This window comes from Ardenticatena maritima, from assembly GCF_001306175.1.
Classification (GTDB): domain Bacteria; phylum Chloroflexota; class Anaerolineae; order Ardenticatenales; family Ardenticatenaceae; genus Ardenticatena; species Ardenticatena maritima.
Genome location: NZ_LGKN01000003.1, coordinates 536,271 through 553,984, shown reverse-complemented (window position 1 = coordinate 553,984; position 17,714 = coordinate 536,271). Strand labels below are relative to the sequence as shown.

The 17,714-nt window shown below is 60.5% G+C and carries 16 protein-coding genes; 5 read left to right on the top strand and 11 right to left on the bottom strand.

What is annotated here, in order from left to right; genetic code table 11:
- Nucleotides 1-46: 46 nt before the first annotated feature.
- Both SE16_RS02500 and SE16_RS02495 read right to left on the bottom strand, forming a co-directional pair.
- The gene (locus tag SE16_RS02500; protein WP_054493966.1) at nucleotides 47-874 is read right to left on the bottom strand and encodes an ABC transporter permease; all 828 of its coding nucleotides are present in this window, start codon (nucleotides 872-874) and stop codon (nucleotides 47-49) included.
- A complete protein-coding gene (locus SE16_RS02495; protein WP_054493967.1) occupies nucleotides 871-1,716 on the bottom strand; it encodes an ABC transporter ATP-binding protein in 846 nt (281 codons plus the stop codon). Before SE16_RS02495 ends, SE16_RS02500 begins: the two co-directional genes overlap by 4 nt.
- A 488-nt stretch (nucleotides 1,717-2,204) precedes the next feature.
- On the opposite strand from SE16_RS02495, the gene SE16_RS15900 reads away from it, so the two are divergent.
- The 3 genes from SE16_RS15900 to SE16_RS02485 all read left to right on the top strand — a co-directional run bounded on the left by SE16_RS15900 (nucleotide 2,205) and on the right by SE16_RS02485 (nucleotide 4,038).
- Entirely contained in the window at nucleotides 2,205-2,939 is a 735-nt protein-coding gene (locus tag SE16_RS15900) for a hypothetical protein (RefSeq protein ID WP_161804502.1), read from the top strand.
- Between the two features lie 116 nt (nucleotides 2,940-3,055).
- A complete protein-coding gene (locus tag SE16_RS02490) occupies nucleotides 3,056-3,685 on the top strand; it encodes an RNA polymerase sigma factor (RefSeq protein WP_054493968.1) in 630 nt (209 codons plus the stop codon).
- A gap of 59 nt (nucleotides 3,686-3,744) precedes the next feature.
- A complete protein-coding gene (locus tag SE16_RS02485) occupies nucleotides 3,745-4,038 on the top strand; it encodes an anti-sigma factor (RefSeq protein WP_054493969.1) in 294 nt (97 codons plus the stop codon).
- A 62-nt stretch (nucleotides 4,039-4,100) separates the two neighbouring features.
- Here SE16_RS02485 and SE16_RS02480 read toward each other — a convergent pair whose 3' ends face one another.
- Nucleotides 4,101-5,219 carry a tRNA-queuosine alpha-mannosyltransferase domain-containing protein gene (locus SE16_RS02480; protein WP_054493970.1) on the bottom strand — a complete coding sequence of 373 codons (1,119 nt, stop codon included), beginning with the start codon at nucleotides 5,217-5,219 and terminating at the stop codon, nucleotides 4,101-4,103.
- Between the two features lie 3 nt (nucleotides 5,220-5,222).
- The gene (locus SE16_RS16315) at nucleotides 5,223-5,660 is read right to left on the bottom strand and encodes a LysM peptidoglycan-binding domain-containing protein (protein WP_200907447.1); all 438 of its coding nucleotides are present in this window, start codon (nucleotides 5,658-5,660) and stop codon (nucleotides 5,223-5,225) included.
- A gap of 300 nt (nucleotides 5,661-5,960) precedes the next feature.
- Here SE16_RS16315 and SE16_RS02470 point away from each other — a divergent pair, with 300 nt between their 5' ends.
- Nucleotides 5,961-7,745, top strand: coding sequence for a carbohydrate-binding module family 20 domain-containing protein (locus tag SE16_RS02470; RefSeq protein ID WP_054493972.1), 1,785 nt, complete (start codon nucleotides 5,961-5,963; stop codon nucleotides 7,743-7,745).
- A gap of 84 nt (nucleotides 7,746-7,829) precedes the next feature.
- Here SE16_RS02470 and carB read toward each other — a convergent pair whose 3' ends face one another.
- The 7 genes from carB to SE16_RS02435 form a co-directional block, all read right to left on the bottom strand.
- Nucleotides 7,830-11,084, bottom strand: coding sequence for a carbamoyl-phosphate synthase large subunit (gene carB, locus SE16_RS02465; protein ID WP_060687151.1), 3,255 nt, complete (start codon nucleotides 11,082-11,084; stop codon nucleotides 7,830-7,832).
- Nucleotides 11,085-11,086: 2 nt separating this feature from the next.
- Nucleotides 11,087-12,295 carry a glutamine-hydrolyzing carbamoyl-phosphate synthase small subunit gene (gene carA, locus SE16_RS02460; RefSeq protein ID WP_054493973.1) on the bottom strand — a complete coding sequence of 403 codons (1,209 nt, stop codon included), beginning with the start codon at nucleotides 12,293-12,295 and terminating at the stop codon, nucleotides 11,087-11,089.
- Between the two features lie 161 nt (nucleotides 12,296-12,456).
- Nucleotides 12,457-12,951 carry a GNAT family N-acetyltransferase gene (locus SE16_RS02455; RefSeq protein ID WP_054493974.1) on the bottom strand — a complete coding sequence of 165 codons (495 nt, stop codon included), beginning with the start codon at nucleotides 12,949-12,951 and terminating at the stop codon, nucleotides 12,457-12,459.
- 11 nt (nucleotides 12,952-12,962) lie between these two features.
- Complete coding sequence (locus SE16_RS15895) at nucleotides 12,963-13,343, bottom strand: DUF2203 domain-containing protein (protein ID WP_054493975.1); 381 nt, start codon at nucleotides 13,341-13,343, stop codon at nucleotides 12,963-12,965.
- On the bottom strand, nucleotides 13,340-14,647 hold the full coding sequence (locus SE16_RS15890) for a C45 family peptidase (RefSeq protein ID WP_060687150.1): 1,308 nt from the start codon (nucleotides 14,645-14,647) through the stop codon (nucleotides 13,340-13,342). Before SE16_RS15890 ends, SE16_RS15895 begins: the two co-directional genes overlap by 4 nt.
- Complete coding sequence (locus SE16_RS02440) at nucleotides 14,644-15,825, bottom strand: threonine synthase (protein ID WP_054493540.1); 1,182 nt, start codon at nucleotides 15,823-15,825, stop codon at nucleotides 14,644-14,646. Before SE16_RS02440 ends, SE16_RS15890 begins: the two co-directional genes overlap by 4 nt.
- 28 nt (nucleotides 15,826-15,853) lie before the next feature.
- Nucleotides 15,854-16,729, bottom strand: coding sequence for a DUF1028 domain-containing protein (locus tag SE16_RS02435; protein ID WP_054493541.1), 876 nt, complete (start codon nucleotides 16,727-16,729; stop codon nucleotides 15,854-15,856).
- A 250-nt stretch (nucleotides 16,730-16,979) separates the two neighbouring features.
- Here SE16_RS02435 and SE16_RS02430 point away from each other — a divergent pair, with 250 nt between their 5' ends.
- The gene (locus SE16_RS02430; RefSeq protein ID WP_054493542.1) at nucleotides 16,980-17,714 is read left to right on the top strand and encodes a PspA/IM30 family protein; all 735 of its coding nucleotides are present in this window, start codon (nucleotides 16,980-16,982) and stop codon (nucleotides 17,712-17,714) included.

Below are 17,714 nucleotides of genomic sequence, written 5' to 3'. Positions count from 1 at the left end.
AACGCCGCCCCGCATGGTGCGGGGCGGCGTTCTTCCGCCAGACGTGCTACCCTTCGCGCGAAAGGCGGCCTTCGCGTTTGGCGTAGCGCTCAGCCACGATGAAGAGACGCACCCCCAAAGGCACTGAAACCACGCCGGCAACCATCAAAGGCCAGATGGACGACCAGAGCGCGCTCAGCGGCGCACCTTCCAGAATGGCTTGACGCATGCCCTCCAGCACATACGTAGCCGGCGAAAGATACGAAAACGGTTGAATCCACTCCGGCAACACGCTCACCGGATAGTAAATCCCCGACACGAGCAAGAGCATCGCCTGCACCACGTTGGTCATCTGCGCTCCCCGTTCAGGGAAGAGCAGAGGCAGAATGGCCGCCATAATGCCCACGCCAATGAACGAGACGCTCCCCAACACCAGAATCACGGTCGCCGCGCTCATGTTCGCACGGCTCAAATCCAGGTCAAAGAAGACTACCACCGTGAAGAGGATGATGGCGGTGTGAAAAAGCCCATACACCAGCGAGAAGAGCGTGGTTCCCACCAGGTGGGTGAAGCGTGAAATGGGCGCCATCAGCGTGTATTCGATGGTGCCTTCCCACCGCTCCCAGGCAATCATGTCCGAGACAATGCTGAACACAACGCTCAGGAAATGCCAGACGAGCGTCCCAATCAGCAAGTACATGACCATGCGCTGGGTGTCAATGGGCTGCCCCGAAATCTCAGACGCCCCCGCCCCAATGAAGGTCACCGCCAGCGAGTTAGCGATACTGTACGCCAACCAGACGACTTCCCAGCCCCAATAGCGCTTCACCAGGTTGAAATTGCGTTCAACAAAGGCATATGAGGCGCCTAATTCGCGCCGCAATACGTGATTCATGCCACACCTCCCACCACGACCTCTTCTTGCTCTTCACTCAGGGCGCGCCCCGTCAACGCCATGAAGACATCTTCCAGCGTAGGCTCATGCCCATTCTGGCGTACCAGCGCCTTCAATTCGGCGGGGGTGCCCTCCGCGACGATACACCCGCGGTCAATGATGGCGATACGGTCGCACAGTCGCTCGGCTTCGTGCATGTCATGCGTCGTCAGGACAACGGTGGTCTCATACACATCGCGCAACTCGAAGACGAACGCCTGCACTTCGCGCTTGGAGCGCGGGTCCAGCCCGGTTGTCGGCTCGTCGAGCAAGAGCAAACGGGGGCGCGTGAGCAACGCGCGCGCCACCGCCACCTTCTGCTGCATCCCCCGCGACATCTTTTCCATGGGGCGGAAGATGGCTTCTTTTTCCAGCCCCAGGCGCGTCAGCGTCTCGATGATTTCACGCCGCGCCTCTTTGGCGTCCAGACCATACAGCCGCGCCCCAAACATCAGGTTTTCCATTGGTGAAAGCTTCTTGAAAAACGACGCTTCCACCGAAACGCGGTTGATCAGTTCCTTGACGATACGCTCTTCGCGCACCACATCATGCCCAAAGACGCGAATGGTGCCGGCATCGGGAATGAGCAGGGTGGAGATACACCGAATGAGCGTTGACTTGCCCGAACCGTTGGGTCCCAAAATGCCATAGATTTCACGCGGCGCGACGCGCAAAGAGACATCTTTGAGCGCCACAACCTGCTCCACTGCTTTTTTCGGCTGCCACGGCCAGCGGCGGCCACTCTCTTTCTCGAAAACTTTGCGCACATGTTGCACATCCAGCGCACACGTTGCTGTTGTCATAGCCCAAACTCCTCATCTTTGTATGACTGTTCAGCATGCCCGCGGCAAAGAAAAAACCGCGAGCGTCTGTTCTTCAAGGCTCGCGGCGGTCTGAGACGAAAAAGCCGCGGACCTTGCAGCGCCCGCGGCGGTTGACCTCACAGTGAACGGTCAGCCGGCAGGCGCACAACTCCCATCAAGAACAAAGGCATTGACGATGTTGTCCTGTTTCACCATTTTGCACCTGCCTTGAAAAAGCGACTTGAAACATTTCAGGTTGCCGTAGGTTAGCATGGCTTACTGTACTTCCAAACAGGGCGCTTGTCAAAACCCTGCATGCCGTCTCATCCCCATGCGCAACTAGCACATTCCTCCTATTTTTGGCGCCATTTTGAACCATTTGGCCTCGAAAACAGACTCATAAGTAGACGCAGGCAATAATTTCCCCACAACAAGGCCAACCTGCGTCAAAGAAACATCAAGCAAGTTGATTCAGAAAGGAGTGCAGTATGAAGCGGTTTGTGAAGGTCTTTTTTGCCCTGGGGTTGTTGCTGGCACTGGCAACAACGGTGTGGGCGGCAACAATCATCGTTGATGGTGACCGTGAAGCAACTTGGTCATCAATTCCTGTTGGGCAGCCTGATGCAAACGAGGGGACTATTAGCGATGACGTAGACATTAATTTAGTTAAGTGGACAAATGATACAACGAATATGTATTTTATGATTGATACGCAAGGCACACCTAGGTTGAGTAGTGGTTTTAATCCTACTCGTGTGTATATTTGCCTTAATACAGATAATAATACAACCACTGGAAGCACATATAACAATTGCAACAATCAAAGTGGTTTTGATAGATATATTCTTATAAATGGTGCTTCATCAGTAGAGGTATATGATGGAAGCTTTAATTTAATTTCAAATGGCACATTAGGCTATAACACTTCTGCCACCACTCCTGTTATTGAAGTCAGTGTTGCACTAAGCGACCTGGGCTTTGGCCCTGGCAACTGCCCGTCACAAGTTCCGACAGTTGTTTACTATGATAACGGTACAACCGACCCCGACGACAATACACCTGATAGCGGCACATTCAACACCAACTGCGGTTCTCCCACCGCCGTCACGCTGGAAACCTTTGGCGGCACCGCCACAGGCACGGATACCCGTCTCTTGCTGGCGGGCGCGCTGGCGGGGCTCTTCACCCTGGCCGGCGGTTGGCTCGTCTGGCGACGCCGCTAACCACTTGCAGCACACCCATTGGGGGGCAACCGCCCCCCTTTTTGTTTGTCACGCCGCCCCATGTTTGCTACCATCTGCCCCGCCACCACCAAACACCAGACCAGAGGAGCCAACCTGTGCCGCCTCACGAACGGTCAAACGACGAATGGCTTGCCGACTTGCGCGGTCCCAACCGTGACGCAGCGCTTGCCGACTTGCGCGCCGTTCTCCTGCGAGGGTTGCGCTTTGCATTGGACCAATCGGGCAACCTGCGCGACACCGACCTGGAAGATTTTGCGCAAGAAGCGCTTCTGCGCATCCTCGATAACCTGGATTCATTCCGCGGCGAAAGTCGTTTCACCACATGGGCGCACAAAATCGCCGTGCGTGTCGCCTTTTCAGAACTCCGGCGGCGGCGTTGGAAAGATGTTTCGCTCGATGAGTGGCTGGAACAGAGCGAAGGCGATTTCACGCCCCAATTGCTCGCCGATGAAAACGCCACCCCCGAAGAGGTTGCCGTCCAGCAATCGCTGTTGGACGCCATCGCGCGGCTTATGCGTGATGAGTTGACCGAGCGCCAGCGCAAGGCACTCGTTCTTGTCGCTATACGGGGTGTGCCGATGGAAGAAGTGGCGCGGCGCATGAACACCAACCGCAACGCGCTCTACAAACTTCTGCACGACGCCCGCAAGCGGCTCAAGCAGGCTATGGCGCGTGAAGGCATCAACCCGCAAGAAGTGATGCAGCTTTTTGAACGCACACCGTAAGAAAACCCCATGAACGCTCCCTCTAAGCAAAGAGAAGCAAGAGGAAAAAGCGAGGCTGTATGAACTGGTGGACGCAATTTTGGAACCGTATACGTGGGCGCCAACAAACCACCCGGCAGGCGCTTGTCTTGCATGCTGACACGTTACGCGGCATTGTGCGCAGCATTTTCACCACAGAAGAACGCGAGCTGACGTGCGATGAGTGTTTCGAGCAGCTGGACACCTTCGCCGAGCTGGTGCTGGTTGGGAAACCCATTCCCGAAGCGCTCAAACTGGTGGAAGCGCACCTGGAACGCTGTCACGATTGCCGCGAGGAATTTGAAGCCCTCATGGCGGCGCTCCGCGCAGCGTGAAGCCGGATGGTGCGCGCGGGAGAAGGCGTTTGCCGGCTTCCCCCACGCGCACGATGCGGTTCTCACACACCTGCGGCAACGATGCGTTCAAAAAGTGCATCGTATGCCTGAATCTGGGTGCGCCAATCGAAGCGCCGCATGGCACGGCGCAGAGGTTCATCCACACGCGGCACGCCTGTTTGCAAATAGGCGGCCAATTTTTCCACCAACGCCTCACGGTCGGAGTAGAAGACCGCTTCGCTGTACGCCGGCGGAATGTACTCCGGATACGCCAGCGCCTTCGGCAACACCGGGAAACACCCCGCCGCAATCGCCTCAATCACCGCCAGGCCAAAAAATTCGTGGATGGCTGTGCTCACCACCAGGTCGGCGCGGCGCAACAACGCCCGATAGCGCGCTGTTTCAGCGTAGCCAAAATGCACAATCCGGTCGCGGAACCGTTCACGCGCATCCAGAAACTCCTGCGGCTTCAAGCGGAAACTTTCCCCCGCCAACGCCAACCGAAACGGCACACCACGCTCCGCAAGGCGGTCCAGCGCCCAAAAGAACGTTTCGGGTCCCTTGTCGTATTCCCAACGTTGATTCCAGAGGATGAGCGGCGGCTGGCTCCCGCGCGGCGGAAGGTCGTCGGCGACGCCCGGCGGCTCCGGTTCGTCAATCCAGCCCAAATCAAGCCCGGGATGCAAAACGACGCTCCGCGCCCGCACGTCTTCGATGGTTTCCAGGTTGTTGTAGTCGGGAAAATGTTTCAGAAGACGAGGCAATTCAACGAAGAATTCATCACGATGATAGGCGGAATTGAACGCCACCGCGTTGGACGCCAGCGCCGAGACGTAATTGATCCAGCCATAGTGCAAATCGCGCTTGGTGCCGGGGGGAAACGGGTAGGTGAGCTGGTTCTCGTGGAAGTAGGTCAGCACGGGGGTCTGCGCCGTGCGTGCACGGGTAAGCGCCAGAAGCGTAGTGACATCGAGCATGTCCGTCGCCACAATGAGGTCGGGCATACGTTCACGCGCCAGAATGTTGGGCGCCAGCGTTACCGCCGCGCCATGCATGCGCCATTTCCAGAAGCGCCCCGGAAGCGTCAACAACTCCACGGTGTGGGCGCTGTACCGCTGGACGCCCCGCGCCCACACCGCATGCGACCCCATATCGTACGGCTCAATCAGCAGAACGTGCATGGGCTAGCGTGGAATGCGAATTTCTTGCCCCACAACGATGCGGCTGGGGTCTTCAATCTCGGGGTTGGCTTCCAGAATGGCTTCCACCGTCACGCCAAATTCCTGGGCAATCTTAGCCAGCGTATCCCCCGACTGCACCACATAAACCTCGAACTCAGGCTCTGGCGTGGGCGTGTGCGTCGGCGTGGGCGTGGCGGTCGGCTCAGGCGTGGCGGTTGGTTCGGGTGTAGCCGTGGATGTGGGCGTGAGCGTCGCCACTGTTTCCACGTCCGGCACGCCAAGCGGCGTTACCGTCATTTCAGGGCGCACTTTGGGCGCTCGCGCGGTGCGCCACCCAAGTTGAACAACCAGCCCAACCACAAAGCAAAAAAGCCCCACAACCAGAGCAAGCGCCAACACGGAAAGACACCCTCGCGGGGTGATGCGAGCCTCTGTGCGCATAGCCAATCCTCGATGTCATGGTTTTTCTACGGGGGGCTAGCATACAAGCAAAGCGATTTTTCGACAACATGCCGCTTACATGTGGGAAAAAACCGGCGGACTTTCGCCCCGAAAACAACACATTGTAGTAGTACCGTGGTACTATCGAATTGACACACTCTTGTTTTATAATCGTTTTGGGAACGTTCTCTATTGGCTCTCAAAATCGTTCCCTTTTGGTTGCGGCCGACACTTCCGCCGTCTGCTTCCCCCCATTCCATCAACTGCCGGACAACTGAATAGGTTCAAAGGAGAGAAGGCATGATACGTCCACGTTTTGCGTGTCTACGTGTTGTTTGGGTTGTCAGCGCCCTGGTTGTTGCTTTCTGGCTCTGGGCGTCGCCGCGCCCTGCGTTCGCCCAAGGGCCTACGCGGACGGTTGCCGTACACCTGTTTGAATGGCGTTGGGAAGACATCGCGCTCGAATGTGAGCAGTTTCTCGGACCGAAAGGGTTTGCCGCTGTGCAAGTTTCCCCACCGCAGGAACATGCCATCGTCACCTCATCCGACGGGGGACCTTACCCCTGGTGGCAACGGTATCAACCCGTCTCGTATCAACTCGTCAGTCGCAGCGGCGACCGGCAGGCGTTCATTGACATGGTTCAGCGGTGCCACGCCGCCGGTGTGGACGTGTACGTGGACGCTGTCATCAACCACATGACGGGGCAAGAAAGCGGCGTCGGCTCGGCGGGTTCCACCTACACCCACTACGATTACCCCAACTATGCGCCGTGGGATTTCCACTACTGCGGCACACCGGGCAACGAAATTCAGTCGTACAGTGACCGCTACCAGGTGCAAAACTGCGAACTGGTCAACCTGGCCGACCTCAACACCGGTTCGGAATACGTGCGCAACACGATTGCCGCGTACCTGAACGACCTGGTGAGCATTGGCGTGGATGGCTTTCGCATTGACGCCGCCAAGCACATGAACACGAACGATATTGCCGCCATTCTCGCGCGTGTGAACGGCTCGCCCTACATCTATCAGGAAGTTATCGAAGCCGCGGGTGAACCCATCACGGGCGACGAATACTTCCAAAACGGCGACGTGACCGAATTCGATTACAGCACCTCGCTGGGCAACGTTTTCTTGCATGGACAACTCTCGTGGCTCTCCTCGTTCGGCGAAGCATGGGGGTTCATGCCCAGCGATAAAGCCCTGGTTTTTGTGGATAACCACGATAACCAGCGGGGGCACGGCGGCGGCGGCGACGTCGTGACCTACAAGAACGGCACGCTGTACGATCTCGCCAACGTCTTCATGCTGGCATGGCCTTACGGCTACCCGCGCATTATGTCGAGTTATGAGTTCTCCCACCGCGACCAGGGACCGCCGTCGTACAGCGACGGGACCACCAAGCCCGTCCACAACCCGGACGGCTCGCTCAACTGCTTTGGCGCTGAGTGGAAGTGTGAACACCGCTGGCGTCCCATCGCCAACATGGTTGAATTTCGCAATGTGACAGCGCCGGCGTTCTACGTCAGCAATTGGTGGACCGACGGCTACAACCAGATTGCGTTCGGGCGTGGGGATTTGGGATTTGTGGTCATCAACCGCGACACGTCGAAGTGGCTTTCGCAAACGTTGCAGACAGGCATGCCCGCAGGGACGTACTGCGACGTGATCAGCGGCGAACGCAACGGCAGCAGTTGCACCGGCAACACCATCACGGTCAACGCAGACGGCACAGCGTCGTTCTCGGTGCCGCCGATGAGCGCCGTCGCCATTCACGCCAACAGCAAAGTGAGCAACAGCGTTGCGGTCACGTTCGACGTGTACGCGACCACGTATTGGGGGCAAAATGTCTATGTCGTGGGCAACATTCCCGCACTGGGGAGTTGGAACACCGCCCAGGCGGTGCCGCTTTCGGCAAGCGCCTACCCACGCTGGCGCGGCACCGTTCAACTACCTGCAAACACGTGGGTCGAATACAAGTACATCAAGAAGGATGGCGGCTCCGTCGTCTGGGAAAGCGGCGGCAATCGCACATTCACCACACCATCAGGCGGAAGCCTGACCCGTACCGACACCTGGCGCTAACGCGCCGCCTTCTTCCCCCCTGCTGAACGCAAAACGGGGCGGCTCACCACCGCCCCGTTTGCTTTGCGCCGCTGGCGCTGGCTGTTAGAGCACCTGCAACGGGCGCACATCCCATTTGGCTTCGCGCATGGCACGAATGCCATTGACGGCGGCTTGCGCCGCGCTGAGCGTGGTCAGCAGGGGGACGCCGTAGCGCACCGCCGCGACGCGAATGGAACGCCCATCGTCGTGGGCGGTCGCCCCAAGCGGGGTGTTGATGATGAGGTGAATCTCGCCACGGCGGATGAGGTCTACCACATGGGGGCTGCCTTCGCTGACTTTGTTGACCGGTTCCACCGGCAAGCCAGCGTTGGCAAAAAACGCCGCCGTGCCGCGCGTCGCCAGCAAGCGAAAGCCCAGGCGGTGCAGGTCGCGCGCGATTTTGAGCGCCGCCCCCTTGTCAAAATCGTTGACGCTGATGAAAACCGTCCCCTCGGTGGGCAAGCGGTCGCCTGCCGCCAACTGCGCCTTGCTGAACGCTTCACCAAACCGCCAACCAACGCCCATCACTTCACCCGTACTGCGCATCTCCGGCCCCAACAGGGCGTCCACCCCCAGGAACTTCTTGAAGGGCAAAACCGCTTCCTTCACGAAAAAGCCCGGCACATCCGGCTCGCGCGTCAGCCCCAATTCTTCCAGCGTATGCCCCACCATCACCAACGCCGCCAGCCGCGCCAGGGGCACACCGGTCGCCTTGCTCACAAACGGCACGGTACGGCTCGCGCGCGGGTTCACTTCCAGCACATACACCTCATCATCCTTGATGGCATACTGCACGTTCATCAGCCCACGCACCCCCAACGCCAGCCCCAGGCGCTCGGTGTAATCCCGAATGCGGCTCAGGTGGAAGTAGGAAATCTTGTAGGGGGGCAACACACAGGCGGAATCGCCGCTGTGGATACCGGCTTCCTCAATATGCTGCATCACACCGCCAATCACCACACGCTCGCCGTCGGCGACCGCGTCCACATCCACCTCATACGCATCTTCCAGGTACTGGTCAATCAGCACCGATTGCCCCGGTGCGGCTTCAAACGCCGCTTCGATGAACTGCGCCAGGTGCGCCTCGTCGTACACAATCGCCATGGCGCGCCCACCCAGCACATACGAAGGGCGCACCACCACGGGGTACCCAATCTCGGCGGCGACGCGCTGCGCTTCTTCCAGCGAACGCGCCACACCCCACGCCGGGCTGGGAATGCCCAACTCTTTCAACAGCGCCCCAAAGCGCCCACGGTCTTCCGCCAGATGAATGGCGTCCGGCGGCGTGCCGAGAATGGGGATACCCGCTTTGTCCAGCGCTTCCACCAGGTTGAGCGGCGTCTGTCCCCCAAACTGCACGATGACGCCTTTGAGCGGCTGTTCGCGTTCGCAAATGTTGCGCACGTGTTCGGGCGTCAGCGGCTCAAAGTAGAGGCGGTCGGACGTGTCGTAGTCCGTGCTTACGGTTTCAGGGTTGCAGTTGACCATGACGGCTTCATAGCCGTCGTCCTGCATAGCCCAGGCGGCATGGACACAGCAATAGTCGAACTCGATACCTTGCCCAATGCGGTTGGGACCACCGCCCAGAATGATGACTTTTTCGCGCGTGCTTGGCGGCGCTTCGGTTTCGACTTCGTAGGAACTGTACAGATAGGGCGTGTAGGATTCAAACTCGGCGGCGCAGGTATCCACAACGTGATAGGTAGGGGCGACGCCTTCCGCCAAACGGCGCTGGCGCACCGCTTCGCCGCCATCGGCGGGGCGGGGCGTGACGGCGTCCAGCGCGGGGGTTTCGAGCAGCCAGGCGATGTGTTCATCGCTGAAGCCGTAGCGCTTGGCGACACGCAACACCTCGGCGGGAACGTCATCCAGGCGCGAATACTGCACCAATTCGCGTTCCAGCGCCACCACCTGCGCTAACTGGTAGAGCCACCAGCGGTCAATGCTCGCCGCCTGCGCCACCTCATCGGGGGTGTGTCCGGCACGCAGGGCTTCCCACAGCGCCCACATGCGCTCGGCGCGCGGCACCGCCAGCGATTCCAGCCGACCATCCCAGACGCGATAGCGACCGGTTGGGTAGTAAGGGCGCGGCAAATCCAGCGACTGCAACCCTTTGAGCAGAGATTCCTTGAACGTGCGCCCTATCGCCATCACTTCGCCGACGCTCTTCATTTGCGGTCCCAGTGTTGGGTCAACGCCGGGGAACTTCTCGAACGCCCAGCGTGGGATTTTGGTCACCACGTAGTCAATACTCGGCTCGAACGCCGCCACCGTGGTGCGGGTAATGTCGTTGCGGATTTCGTCCAGCGTGTACCCCACCGCCAACAACGCCGCAATCTTGGCAATGGGGAAGCCCGTCGCTTTGCTAGCCAGCGCCGATGAGCGGCTCACGCGCGGGTTCATCTCAATCACGAGCGTGCGCCCATCCGCCGGATTGACGGCAAATTGCACATTCGAGCCGCCTGTTTCCACGCCCACCGTGTGCATGACGACGCGCGCCATATCGCGCAGGCGTTGATATTCGCGGTCGGTGAGCGTCATGGCCGGCGCAACGGTAATGCTATCGCCTGTGTGAACCCCCATGGGGTCAATGTTTTCAATGGAACAAATCACCACAAAGTTGTCGGCGCGGTCGCGCATCACTTCCAATTCGTACTCTTTCCAGCCGAGCACGCTCTCTTCCACCAGCACGGTATGCACGGGGCTTTCGCGCAACCCGAATTCGACTTTGTCCACAAACTCCTCTTCGTTGAAGGCGATACCACCGCCGCTGCCCCCCAGCGTAAACGAGGGGCGAATCAGCAAGGGGAAGCGCCGCCCCGTTGCGCGTTCAATCTCATCGGCCACCTCGAAGGCTTCTTCCAGCGAGCCCACCATGCGCCCCAGCGGGACTTCCAAACCGGCGTCAACCATGGCGCGGCGGAAGCGTTCGCGGTCTTCGGCGAGCCGCACGGCTTCCAAACTCGCGCCAATCAGTTCGACGCCGTAGCGTTCCAGCACACCTGATTCGGCGAGTTGCACGCCCAGATTCAAACCGGTTTGCCCCCCCACCGTGGGCAACACCGCATCCGGGCGTTCGCGTGCGATGATGGCTTCCAACACGTCGAGGCTGAGCGGTTCAACGTAGGTGGCATCCGCCAGTTGGGGGTCGGTCATGATGGTGGCGGGGTTGCTGTTCACCAGAATGACGCGATACCCCTCACGTTTGAGCACTTTCACGGCTTGCGCGCCGCTGTAATCAAACTCGGCAGCCTGCCCAATGACAATCGGTCCTGCGCCGATGACCAGAATGCTTTGAATGTCAGTCCGTTTTGGCATGGTTACTCCTCGCGCGTCTTTTGATATTCGCCTGGCACGTTTTCTTTGGTTTGCCGGTGAGCGGCCATCAGCCGCACAAATTCGGCGAACAGGTAATCGGCATCGTGAGGACCGGGGGCGGCTTCGGGGTGGTACTGGACGCTGAACGCAGGCAAGGTCGTATGGCGCAACCCTTCACAACAGCCATCGTTCAGGTTGACGTGGGTCACCTCAACATCAGGGGGAAGGCTCTCCGGGTCAACCGCGAAGTTGTGGTTGTGGGCGCTGATTTCAACGTGCCCGGTGCGCAGGTATTTCACCGGCTGATTGCCGCCGTGGTGCCCAAATTTGAGGCGATAGGTGCGCCCACCCAGCGCCTGCCCTAAAATCTGGTGCCCCAGGCAAATGCCGAAGATAGGCACACGCCCCAGCAGGGCGCGGGTCGCTTCGACCGCGTAGGGGAGCGCCGAGGGGTCGCCGGGACCGTTGCTGAGGAAAACGCCGTCCGGGTTGAGCGCCAACACCTCTTCAGCCGGCGTATGCGCCGGGACGACGGTGACGCGGCAACCGTGGCTTGTGAGGCGGCGCAAAATGTTGCGCTTGATACCAAAGTCATACGCAACGACGTAGAAGGGGCGCGCGGGCGCGGCATCGCCGTGCGCCTGCCACTGGCGAAACTCCCAGGCGTCGGCGGTTGGCTCGGTCCAGTGGTATGCCTCGGCGCAGGTGACGGTTTGCACCATATCCACGCCATCCAGCCCAGGCCAGGCGCGCACTTCTTCCAGCAAGTCGGCGTCAGAGCGGGTGGCGTCTGTGGTAATCAGCCCCCGCAAACTTCCTTTTTCGCGCAGGCGGCGCGTGATAGCGCGTGTGTCAACGCCCTGAATGGCAACAATTTCCTGTTCCGCCAGCCAAGCGGACAACGAAGCGCGGGCGCGCCAGTTCGAGACAACGGGGCTGTACTCACGTACAACAAAGCCGCGCAGGAATGCGCGGCTCGCCTCGTCATCTTCGGGCGTTACGCCCGTATTGCCAATGTGGGGCGCGGTCATCACCACAATTTGCCCGGCGTAACTGGGGTCGGTGATAATCTCCTGGTAGCCGGTCATGCTGGTGTTGAAAACGACTTCGCCCACCCGTGTGCCTTCAGCACCAAAGCCGTACCCATGCCAGACGCTACCGTCTTCGAGCACGAGGCGAGCCGGGGGACCCTGTTCCCAAACGTGTGGCATCTCACCCTCCTCTGTCAGTTTGCACAAAAAAAGGCCACTTCGCGTTGGGGACATTCCCACGAAGTGACCGCATCATCGCCGGATCGGGGGCGATTGTAATCAGGTTTGGGGTGGGGGCAAAATTGAAAGCCACACTCACCAGGTGCGCCGGGCGTTTTGCATCACTCCCGCTCGCTATCCACCAGCGGCTTGCTCATCACCAGGTACTCGGTTCGATAGCCCAGCGATTCATACAACCGCCGCGCGGCAATGTTGTTCACTTCCACACTGAACCCCATCTCATGGTCGCCCCGTTGACGGCAGAGGCGCTCGGCTTCAAGCATGAGCCGCCGCCCAAGACCGCGTCGGCGGTGCGCCGGTTCGACAAAAATATCGTAAATGTAGCCCCGTTTGATACCGGTGAAACTGTCGCGGGCTTCGCCCACCCACAGATGCCCCACATTCTCGCCCTGCTCATTCTCGGCAACGATGAGATAATGCCAGCCGCCGCTGTTCAAAATGGCGCGCGCCGTGGCGTCCGTTTCACGATAGACCTGTTGGGGGCTTGTGCGGCGGCGCAGGTGTTCGGGCAATGTGCCCCATGAGCGTTCCGCCAGGCGTCGAAGCGCTATCGTCCAATCCTGCTCGTTTCCTTCCCGCAGGCGGTAGGTCGTCATGCTGCACCTCCTCACCACTCTTCAATCGAACGACGCCCAGCGTAGCCCACATGCTCCTCATGCCAGTAGAGGATACGCGGCTCGCCATATTGCCAGCAAAGATAGACCCGCTGACCATGCCGCTCGGCGGGAAAATCAATCAAGCCGCTATTGACATCACGCACCACGACGCCGAAACGTTGAATGCTCTCCACCAGCATTTGCATACGGCGAAAGCGGTCTGCCATTTCGGTCGCCGAGCGGCTTCCCCCTTCGCCTTCCGCCCCTTCGACAATCGCCAGCACTTCACTTCGATGGTGCAGAATCTCGCCGCGCAGTTTCAGCAACGCCTCCACACGTGGACGCAACAGCGGCAATAAGGCATTGGCTTCTTCCACAGTAAACGTTTTCACGGCGCTCGCTCCTCGTTTAGCCAGGTTGTTTGTGTCCAAGCCAGGAATTCCGACGCCGGCGCGGGAAACGCACCGGCTTGCGTTGCCAACCACATTGTACCTTCCGCCGGGGCGGCGTACCACGCCAACCAGCCGTCGGGGTGCGCCCCCCCCATCTCCGTCAACGCCGAAGCGTAGGCGTCGCGCGTCAAAAAGCCGGCGTTGGCGCTCAGCCATGCCGCGCGACGGGCGGCGTCATCCAGGTACGCGGGTTGGTCGGAGACCGCCATTGTTGCGGGCAATGCCGTCGGCGCCACAAGCATCGCATCGGCCGTCTCGACGGCAAACATGCGCCCCGAAAAGAGCACGCGCAGCGCACCCTCGGCATCCACCGCCAGCAGGTCGCCGCCCACCAGTCGGGGCGTTCCCAAAACGATTTCGGGGACATCTTCGTGCGTGTGTGCAGCGGAGAGCGCCGCCTGCACGAGAACCTGCGGCGGTGCGCCCGCCACGGCACGGTCTTGCGTCGGCAAGGGCGCCCACCCAATGGTCAACCCGCCATCCTGCATGCCCACCTGCACCCCCACCCAGCCGGGCAACGCCACCCCCAGGCTGGCGCGCCCCGCCGGCGGACGACGGACGACGACAAGCCCATAGGGCGCAGACGGCGGTGCAGAGAGATACCCCCCCGCCAGCCATTCACGGGTCGCGTTCACCTCGCCCCCCGCCGCCCAGAGCACCCCCGCCAAAGGCGCTTGCACAGGGGAAACCAGTGGGCGCGTCGGCCAGGGAGCAGGCGGTTCGGGCAGAGGGCGCGCCGCCAAAGCCATCTCCGCATCCACGCGGAAAGGCGGCGACCAGCGCGCCAGGTCGGCGTGCAACGCGGGCGGGTCAATCAACATGAACGGCCACGCATTCAGCAGAACAACATCGTGCAAGGCAATACCCGCCCCAGCCGCTACGCCGCGGGCTTCTTCCTGCGCCCAAGCCGGCCATGCCGAAAAGGAAGCCCGCGCTACACGCAGAAGCGTTGCCCCGTCCCATCCGGCGTCCAGCAGAGCCGGATAGACCACATCTTGCAGCAGCCCGCGCAACCGCGCCCCCAGCAGCACGCCTTGCTGAACCCCCATCTCGTAGGGCGCGCCCTCCAGCACGAGCACCAGCCAGCCCTCACGTGTCAGCAAACGCCCCTGCTCGAACGCCAGTGCGCCGTCGGGGAGCGGTGTCGGCGGTGGGAACAAGGGCGTCGTCATAGGCGGCCAGACCAGCAACGCCAGCGCCGCCACAACCAGAATGCGCCCCAGCGCCCCTTTCACCATGCTCATGCGTCTTGCACCAGGTGGGTGTATTTCAAGCCGCTGCCCGTCAAAAAGAGCACCACGCGCTCATCGGGGGCAATCCAGGCGTCGCGCACAAGGTGTTGAACAGCCGCCCACGTTGCCGCGGCTTCGGGCGCGACAAAAACGCCTTCTTGTGCGCCAATCTCGCGTTGCGCAGCGCGAATCTCATCGTCCGAAACGGCCACCGCCGTGCCGCCGCTTTCGCGAATGGCGCGCAAAATGAGAAAATCCCCCACAGCCGCCGGTACGCGCAGCCCATCGGCAATCGTAGCCGCGTTCTCCCACGGCTCCGCCGTGTCAGCCCCCTGCTGAAAGGCGCGCACAATCGGCGCACAGCCGGCGCTCTGCACACTCACCATGCGCGGGCGCTTGTCGTCAATCCAGCCCAGGGCTTCCATTTCGGCAAAGGCTTTCCACATGCCCACCAACCCCGTGCCGCCGCCGGTCGGATAGACGATGACATCGGGCAAACGCCAGCCGAATTGTTCCGCCAGTTCGTAGCCCATCGTCTTTTTGCCTTCAACGCGGTAGGGTTCTTTGAGTGTGGAGACATCAAACCAGCGTCCTGCGGCAACGCCTTCGCGCACAAAACGCGCCGCATCCGTAATCAGCCCCTCAACCAGCGTAACTTCCGCGCCCAACGCCCGCATCTCCGCCACAAAGACGGGCGGCACGTCGGCGGGGGCGAACACATGCGCCGGAATGCCCGCACGCGCGGCATAGGCGGCAAGAGCGCTTCCAGCGTTGCCGGCGGTGGGAATGGCCAGCCGCGAGACGCCCAGTTCGGCGGCGCGTGAAACCGCCATGCACAAGCCGCGCGCCTTGAAAGAAGCCGTCGGGTTCAGCCCTTCATCTTTGGCGTAGAGGTGAGTCAGCCCAAGCCGCGCCCCCAACCGCTTGAAGGGGAGCAAGGGCGTAAACCCTTCGCCCAACGTCAAACGGTAAGCGGGATCGCGCACAGGCAACATCTCGGTGTAGCGCCACAAAGTGGGTTCACGCCCGCGCAACGCCTCGCGGGGGAACGCTTGGCGCGCCGCTTCGAGGTCGTAGCGTGCCAGCAAGGGGCGCTCACAGGCTGGGCAGAGGTTCCACAAGCGGTCGGCGTCATACGTCGCGCCACACCAACCGCATTCCAGGTGTGAAAGAAACGATGTTCGTTGCATAGCCCTTCTCCGAGGCAAACGCTACGCATCACTCTTGCTTGAAACGCTTGCGCAAAAACGCCAGCGCGGGGCGGTCAATGCGCCTCTCGTCGGGGTGCCAGCGCATTTCCAGGTTTTCGGTGCCCATGAGCGCATCCAGCGCCTCGCGCACTTCGCGCGTCAAAGTACCGACAACCTCGCCGGTGTAATGTCCGGCGCGTTGGGCAATGCGCACCAACTCGCGGATGAGGTCTTCGGTCAACGGCTCTTGTTCCGATTCGGGAGATTCGCCAAAGTAGAGCGTATGCAAGTCGTAGAGTTCGCGCAAGCGGTCAATCGGGCGCTCGTGGTCGTCCACGCGCAAATCAACCGCCACATCGTTGAAACCGCCGTAGCCCGCGCCGGCACGCACCACCAGCAGCCCCGCCGCCTGTTGCCCGCGGCGGTCGCCCCCCATGGCTTGCCCCGCCGCCAACGCTTCAATCAGCCGCAAGGGGAATTCGGAGCGTGAATCGCGGAACGTTTCAAACATGGCGTCCACCACCTGTGGACCGGCCAAAATGTTGCCTTGGCAGGCAAAATGGTCGCCCACGCGGTGCCCCGCCCATGGGTAGCATTCATCACCGGTGAAGGCCGCCGCGCGTCCTTCGCGGTCAACCACCCCCACCTGGCGTTTTGCCCGTCCGGGGTCGCCCGCCGTCAGCGCCGCAATCGTCTCCTCGGCGCTCATTCCCAGGCGCATCATGTGCAACCCCAGCGGACCATAGCGCAAATTCGCGTACGATTGCGTTGCCACGGCGCCGGCTCCCGCTTCGGCATAGGGCACCACCGCACCCGCCGCCAAAAACTTGGACTGCACAGCCACCCCCCAGGATTGAGTTTCGGGGTCGTAGGCGACAATCGAAAAAGTTGAGAGGATTGGCATGGCACACTCCCTTGTGTCGGTTGGTATGGCGGTATCAATACGATACCAGCAATGCAAACGCATGGCAATCACAAGAACAGCGTTCAGGTGCGACGCAACCAGACAGCGGCGTGTACGTATGGGGTTTGTGTATGCGCATTGAAAAAAGGGCGAAAATCCTGTATGATGAACATGGTTCCATCACATCACACCTTTCGCCCCATACCCAAGCCACACTAAACGTATCAAACCGAAGGAAAGGAGACGCATTATGGGTCTGTTGTCGCAGTTTATGACGATTATCCGCGCCAAAATCAGCCAACTTCTGGAAGGCGCCGAAGACCCCGCCGCTACGCTTGATTACTCGTATCAGCGGCAACTGCAATTGCTGCAAAACGTCAAGCGCGGCCTGGTGGAAGTGGTGACATCGCGCCGCCGCTTGGAACTGCAAGCCGAAAAACTGCGTGAAAAAATCACCAAACTGGAAGACCAGGCTCGCCAGGCGCTGGCGGCTGGCCGTGAAGACCTGGCACGCCTGGCATTGCAACGCAAACAAACCGCCGCCATGCAACTGGCCGACCTGGAACAGCAAATTCAGCAATTGGCCGCTGAGCAACAACGCCTGCAAGACGCCGAAGCCCGCCTGGAAGCGAAGATTGAAGCCTTCCGCACGCGCAAGGAAACCATCAAGGCGCAGTACAGCGCCGCCGAAGCCCAGGTGAAAATCAACGAAGCGGTGACCGGCTTGGGCGAAGAGATGGCCGACATCACCATGGCGATTGAGCGCATTGAGAGCAAGACCGAAGAGATGAAAGCGCGTGCTTCGGCGATTGACGAACTCGTTTCGATTGGCGCGCTGGAAGATTTCACCGGTGAGGACGCCATTTCGCGCGAACTGCGCCAGCTGAGCGCCGGGCAGAGTGTGGACGAAGAACTTGAAGCGTTGCGCCGCCAGCTGGAAGCCCCCGCTGAACCGCCCCAACTGACGGATGGAGAGGAGGCCTAA

What these genes read in the sequence shown, in the direction of transcription:
- SE16_RS02500 (WP_054493966.1), bottom strand. Translation starts at nt 874, where the DNA reads ATGAATCACGTATTGCGGCGCGAATTAGGCGCCTCATATGCCTTTGTT.
- SE16_RS02495 (WP_054493967.1), bottom strand. Translation starts at nt 1,716, where the DNA reads ATGACAACAGCAACGTGTGCGCTGGATGTGCAACATGTGCGCAAAGTT.
- SE16_RS15900 (WP_161804502.1), top strand. Translation starts at nt 2,205, where the DNA reads ATGAAGCGGTTTGTGAAGGTCTTTTTTGCCCTGGGGTTGTTGCTGGCA.
- SE16_RS02485 (WP_054493969.1), top strand. Translation starts at nt 3,745, where the DNA reads ATGAACTGGTGGACGCAATTTTGGAACCGTATACGTGGGCGCCAACAA.
- SE16_RS02480 (WP_054493970.1), bottom strand. Translation starts at nt 5,219, where the DNA reads ATGCACGTTCTGCTGATTGAGCCGTACGATATGGGGTCGCATGCGGTG.
- SE16_RS16315 (WP_200907447.1), bottom strand. Translation starts at nt 5,660, where the DNA reads ATGCGCACAGAGGCTCGCATCACCCCGCGAGGGTGTCTTTCCGTGTTG.
- SE16_RS02470 (WP_054493972.1), top strand. Translation starts at nt 5,961, where the DNA reads ATGATACGTCCACGTTTTGCGTGTCTACGTGTTGTTTGGGTTGTCAGC.
- carB (WP_060687151.1), bottom strand. Translation starts at nt 11,084, where the DNA reads ATGCCAAAACGGACTGACATTCAAAGCATTCTGGTCATCGGCGCAGGA.
- carA (WP_054493973.1), bottom strand. Translation starts at nt 12,295, where the DNA reads ATGCCACACGTTTGGGAACAGGGTCCCCCGGCTCGCCTCGTGCTCGAA.
- SE16_RS02455 (WP_054493974.1), bottom strand. Translation starts at nt 12,951, where the DNA reads ATGACGACCTACCGCCTGCGGGAAGGAAACGAGCAGGATTGGACGATA.
- SE16_RS15890 (WP_060687150.1), bottom strand. Translation starts at nt 14,647, where the DNA reads ATGAGCATGGTGAAAGGGGCGCTGGGGCGCATTCTGGTTGTGGCGGCG.
- SE16_RS02440 (WP_054493540.1), bottom strand. Translation starts at nt 15,825, where the DNA reads ATGCAACGAACATCGTTTCTTTCACACCTGGAATGCGGTTGGTGTGGC.
- SE16_RS02435 (WP_054493541.1), bottom strand. Translation starts at nt 16,729, where the DNA reads ATGCCAATCCTCTCAACTTTTTCGATTGTCGCCTACGACCCCGAAACT.
- SE16_RS02430 (WP_054493542.1), top strand. Translation starts at nt 16,980, where the DNA reads ATGGGTCTGTTGTCGCAGTTTATGACGATTATCCGCGCCAAAATCAGC.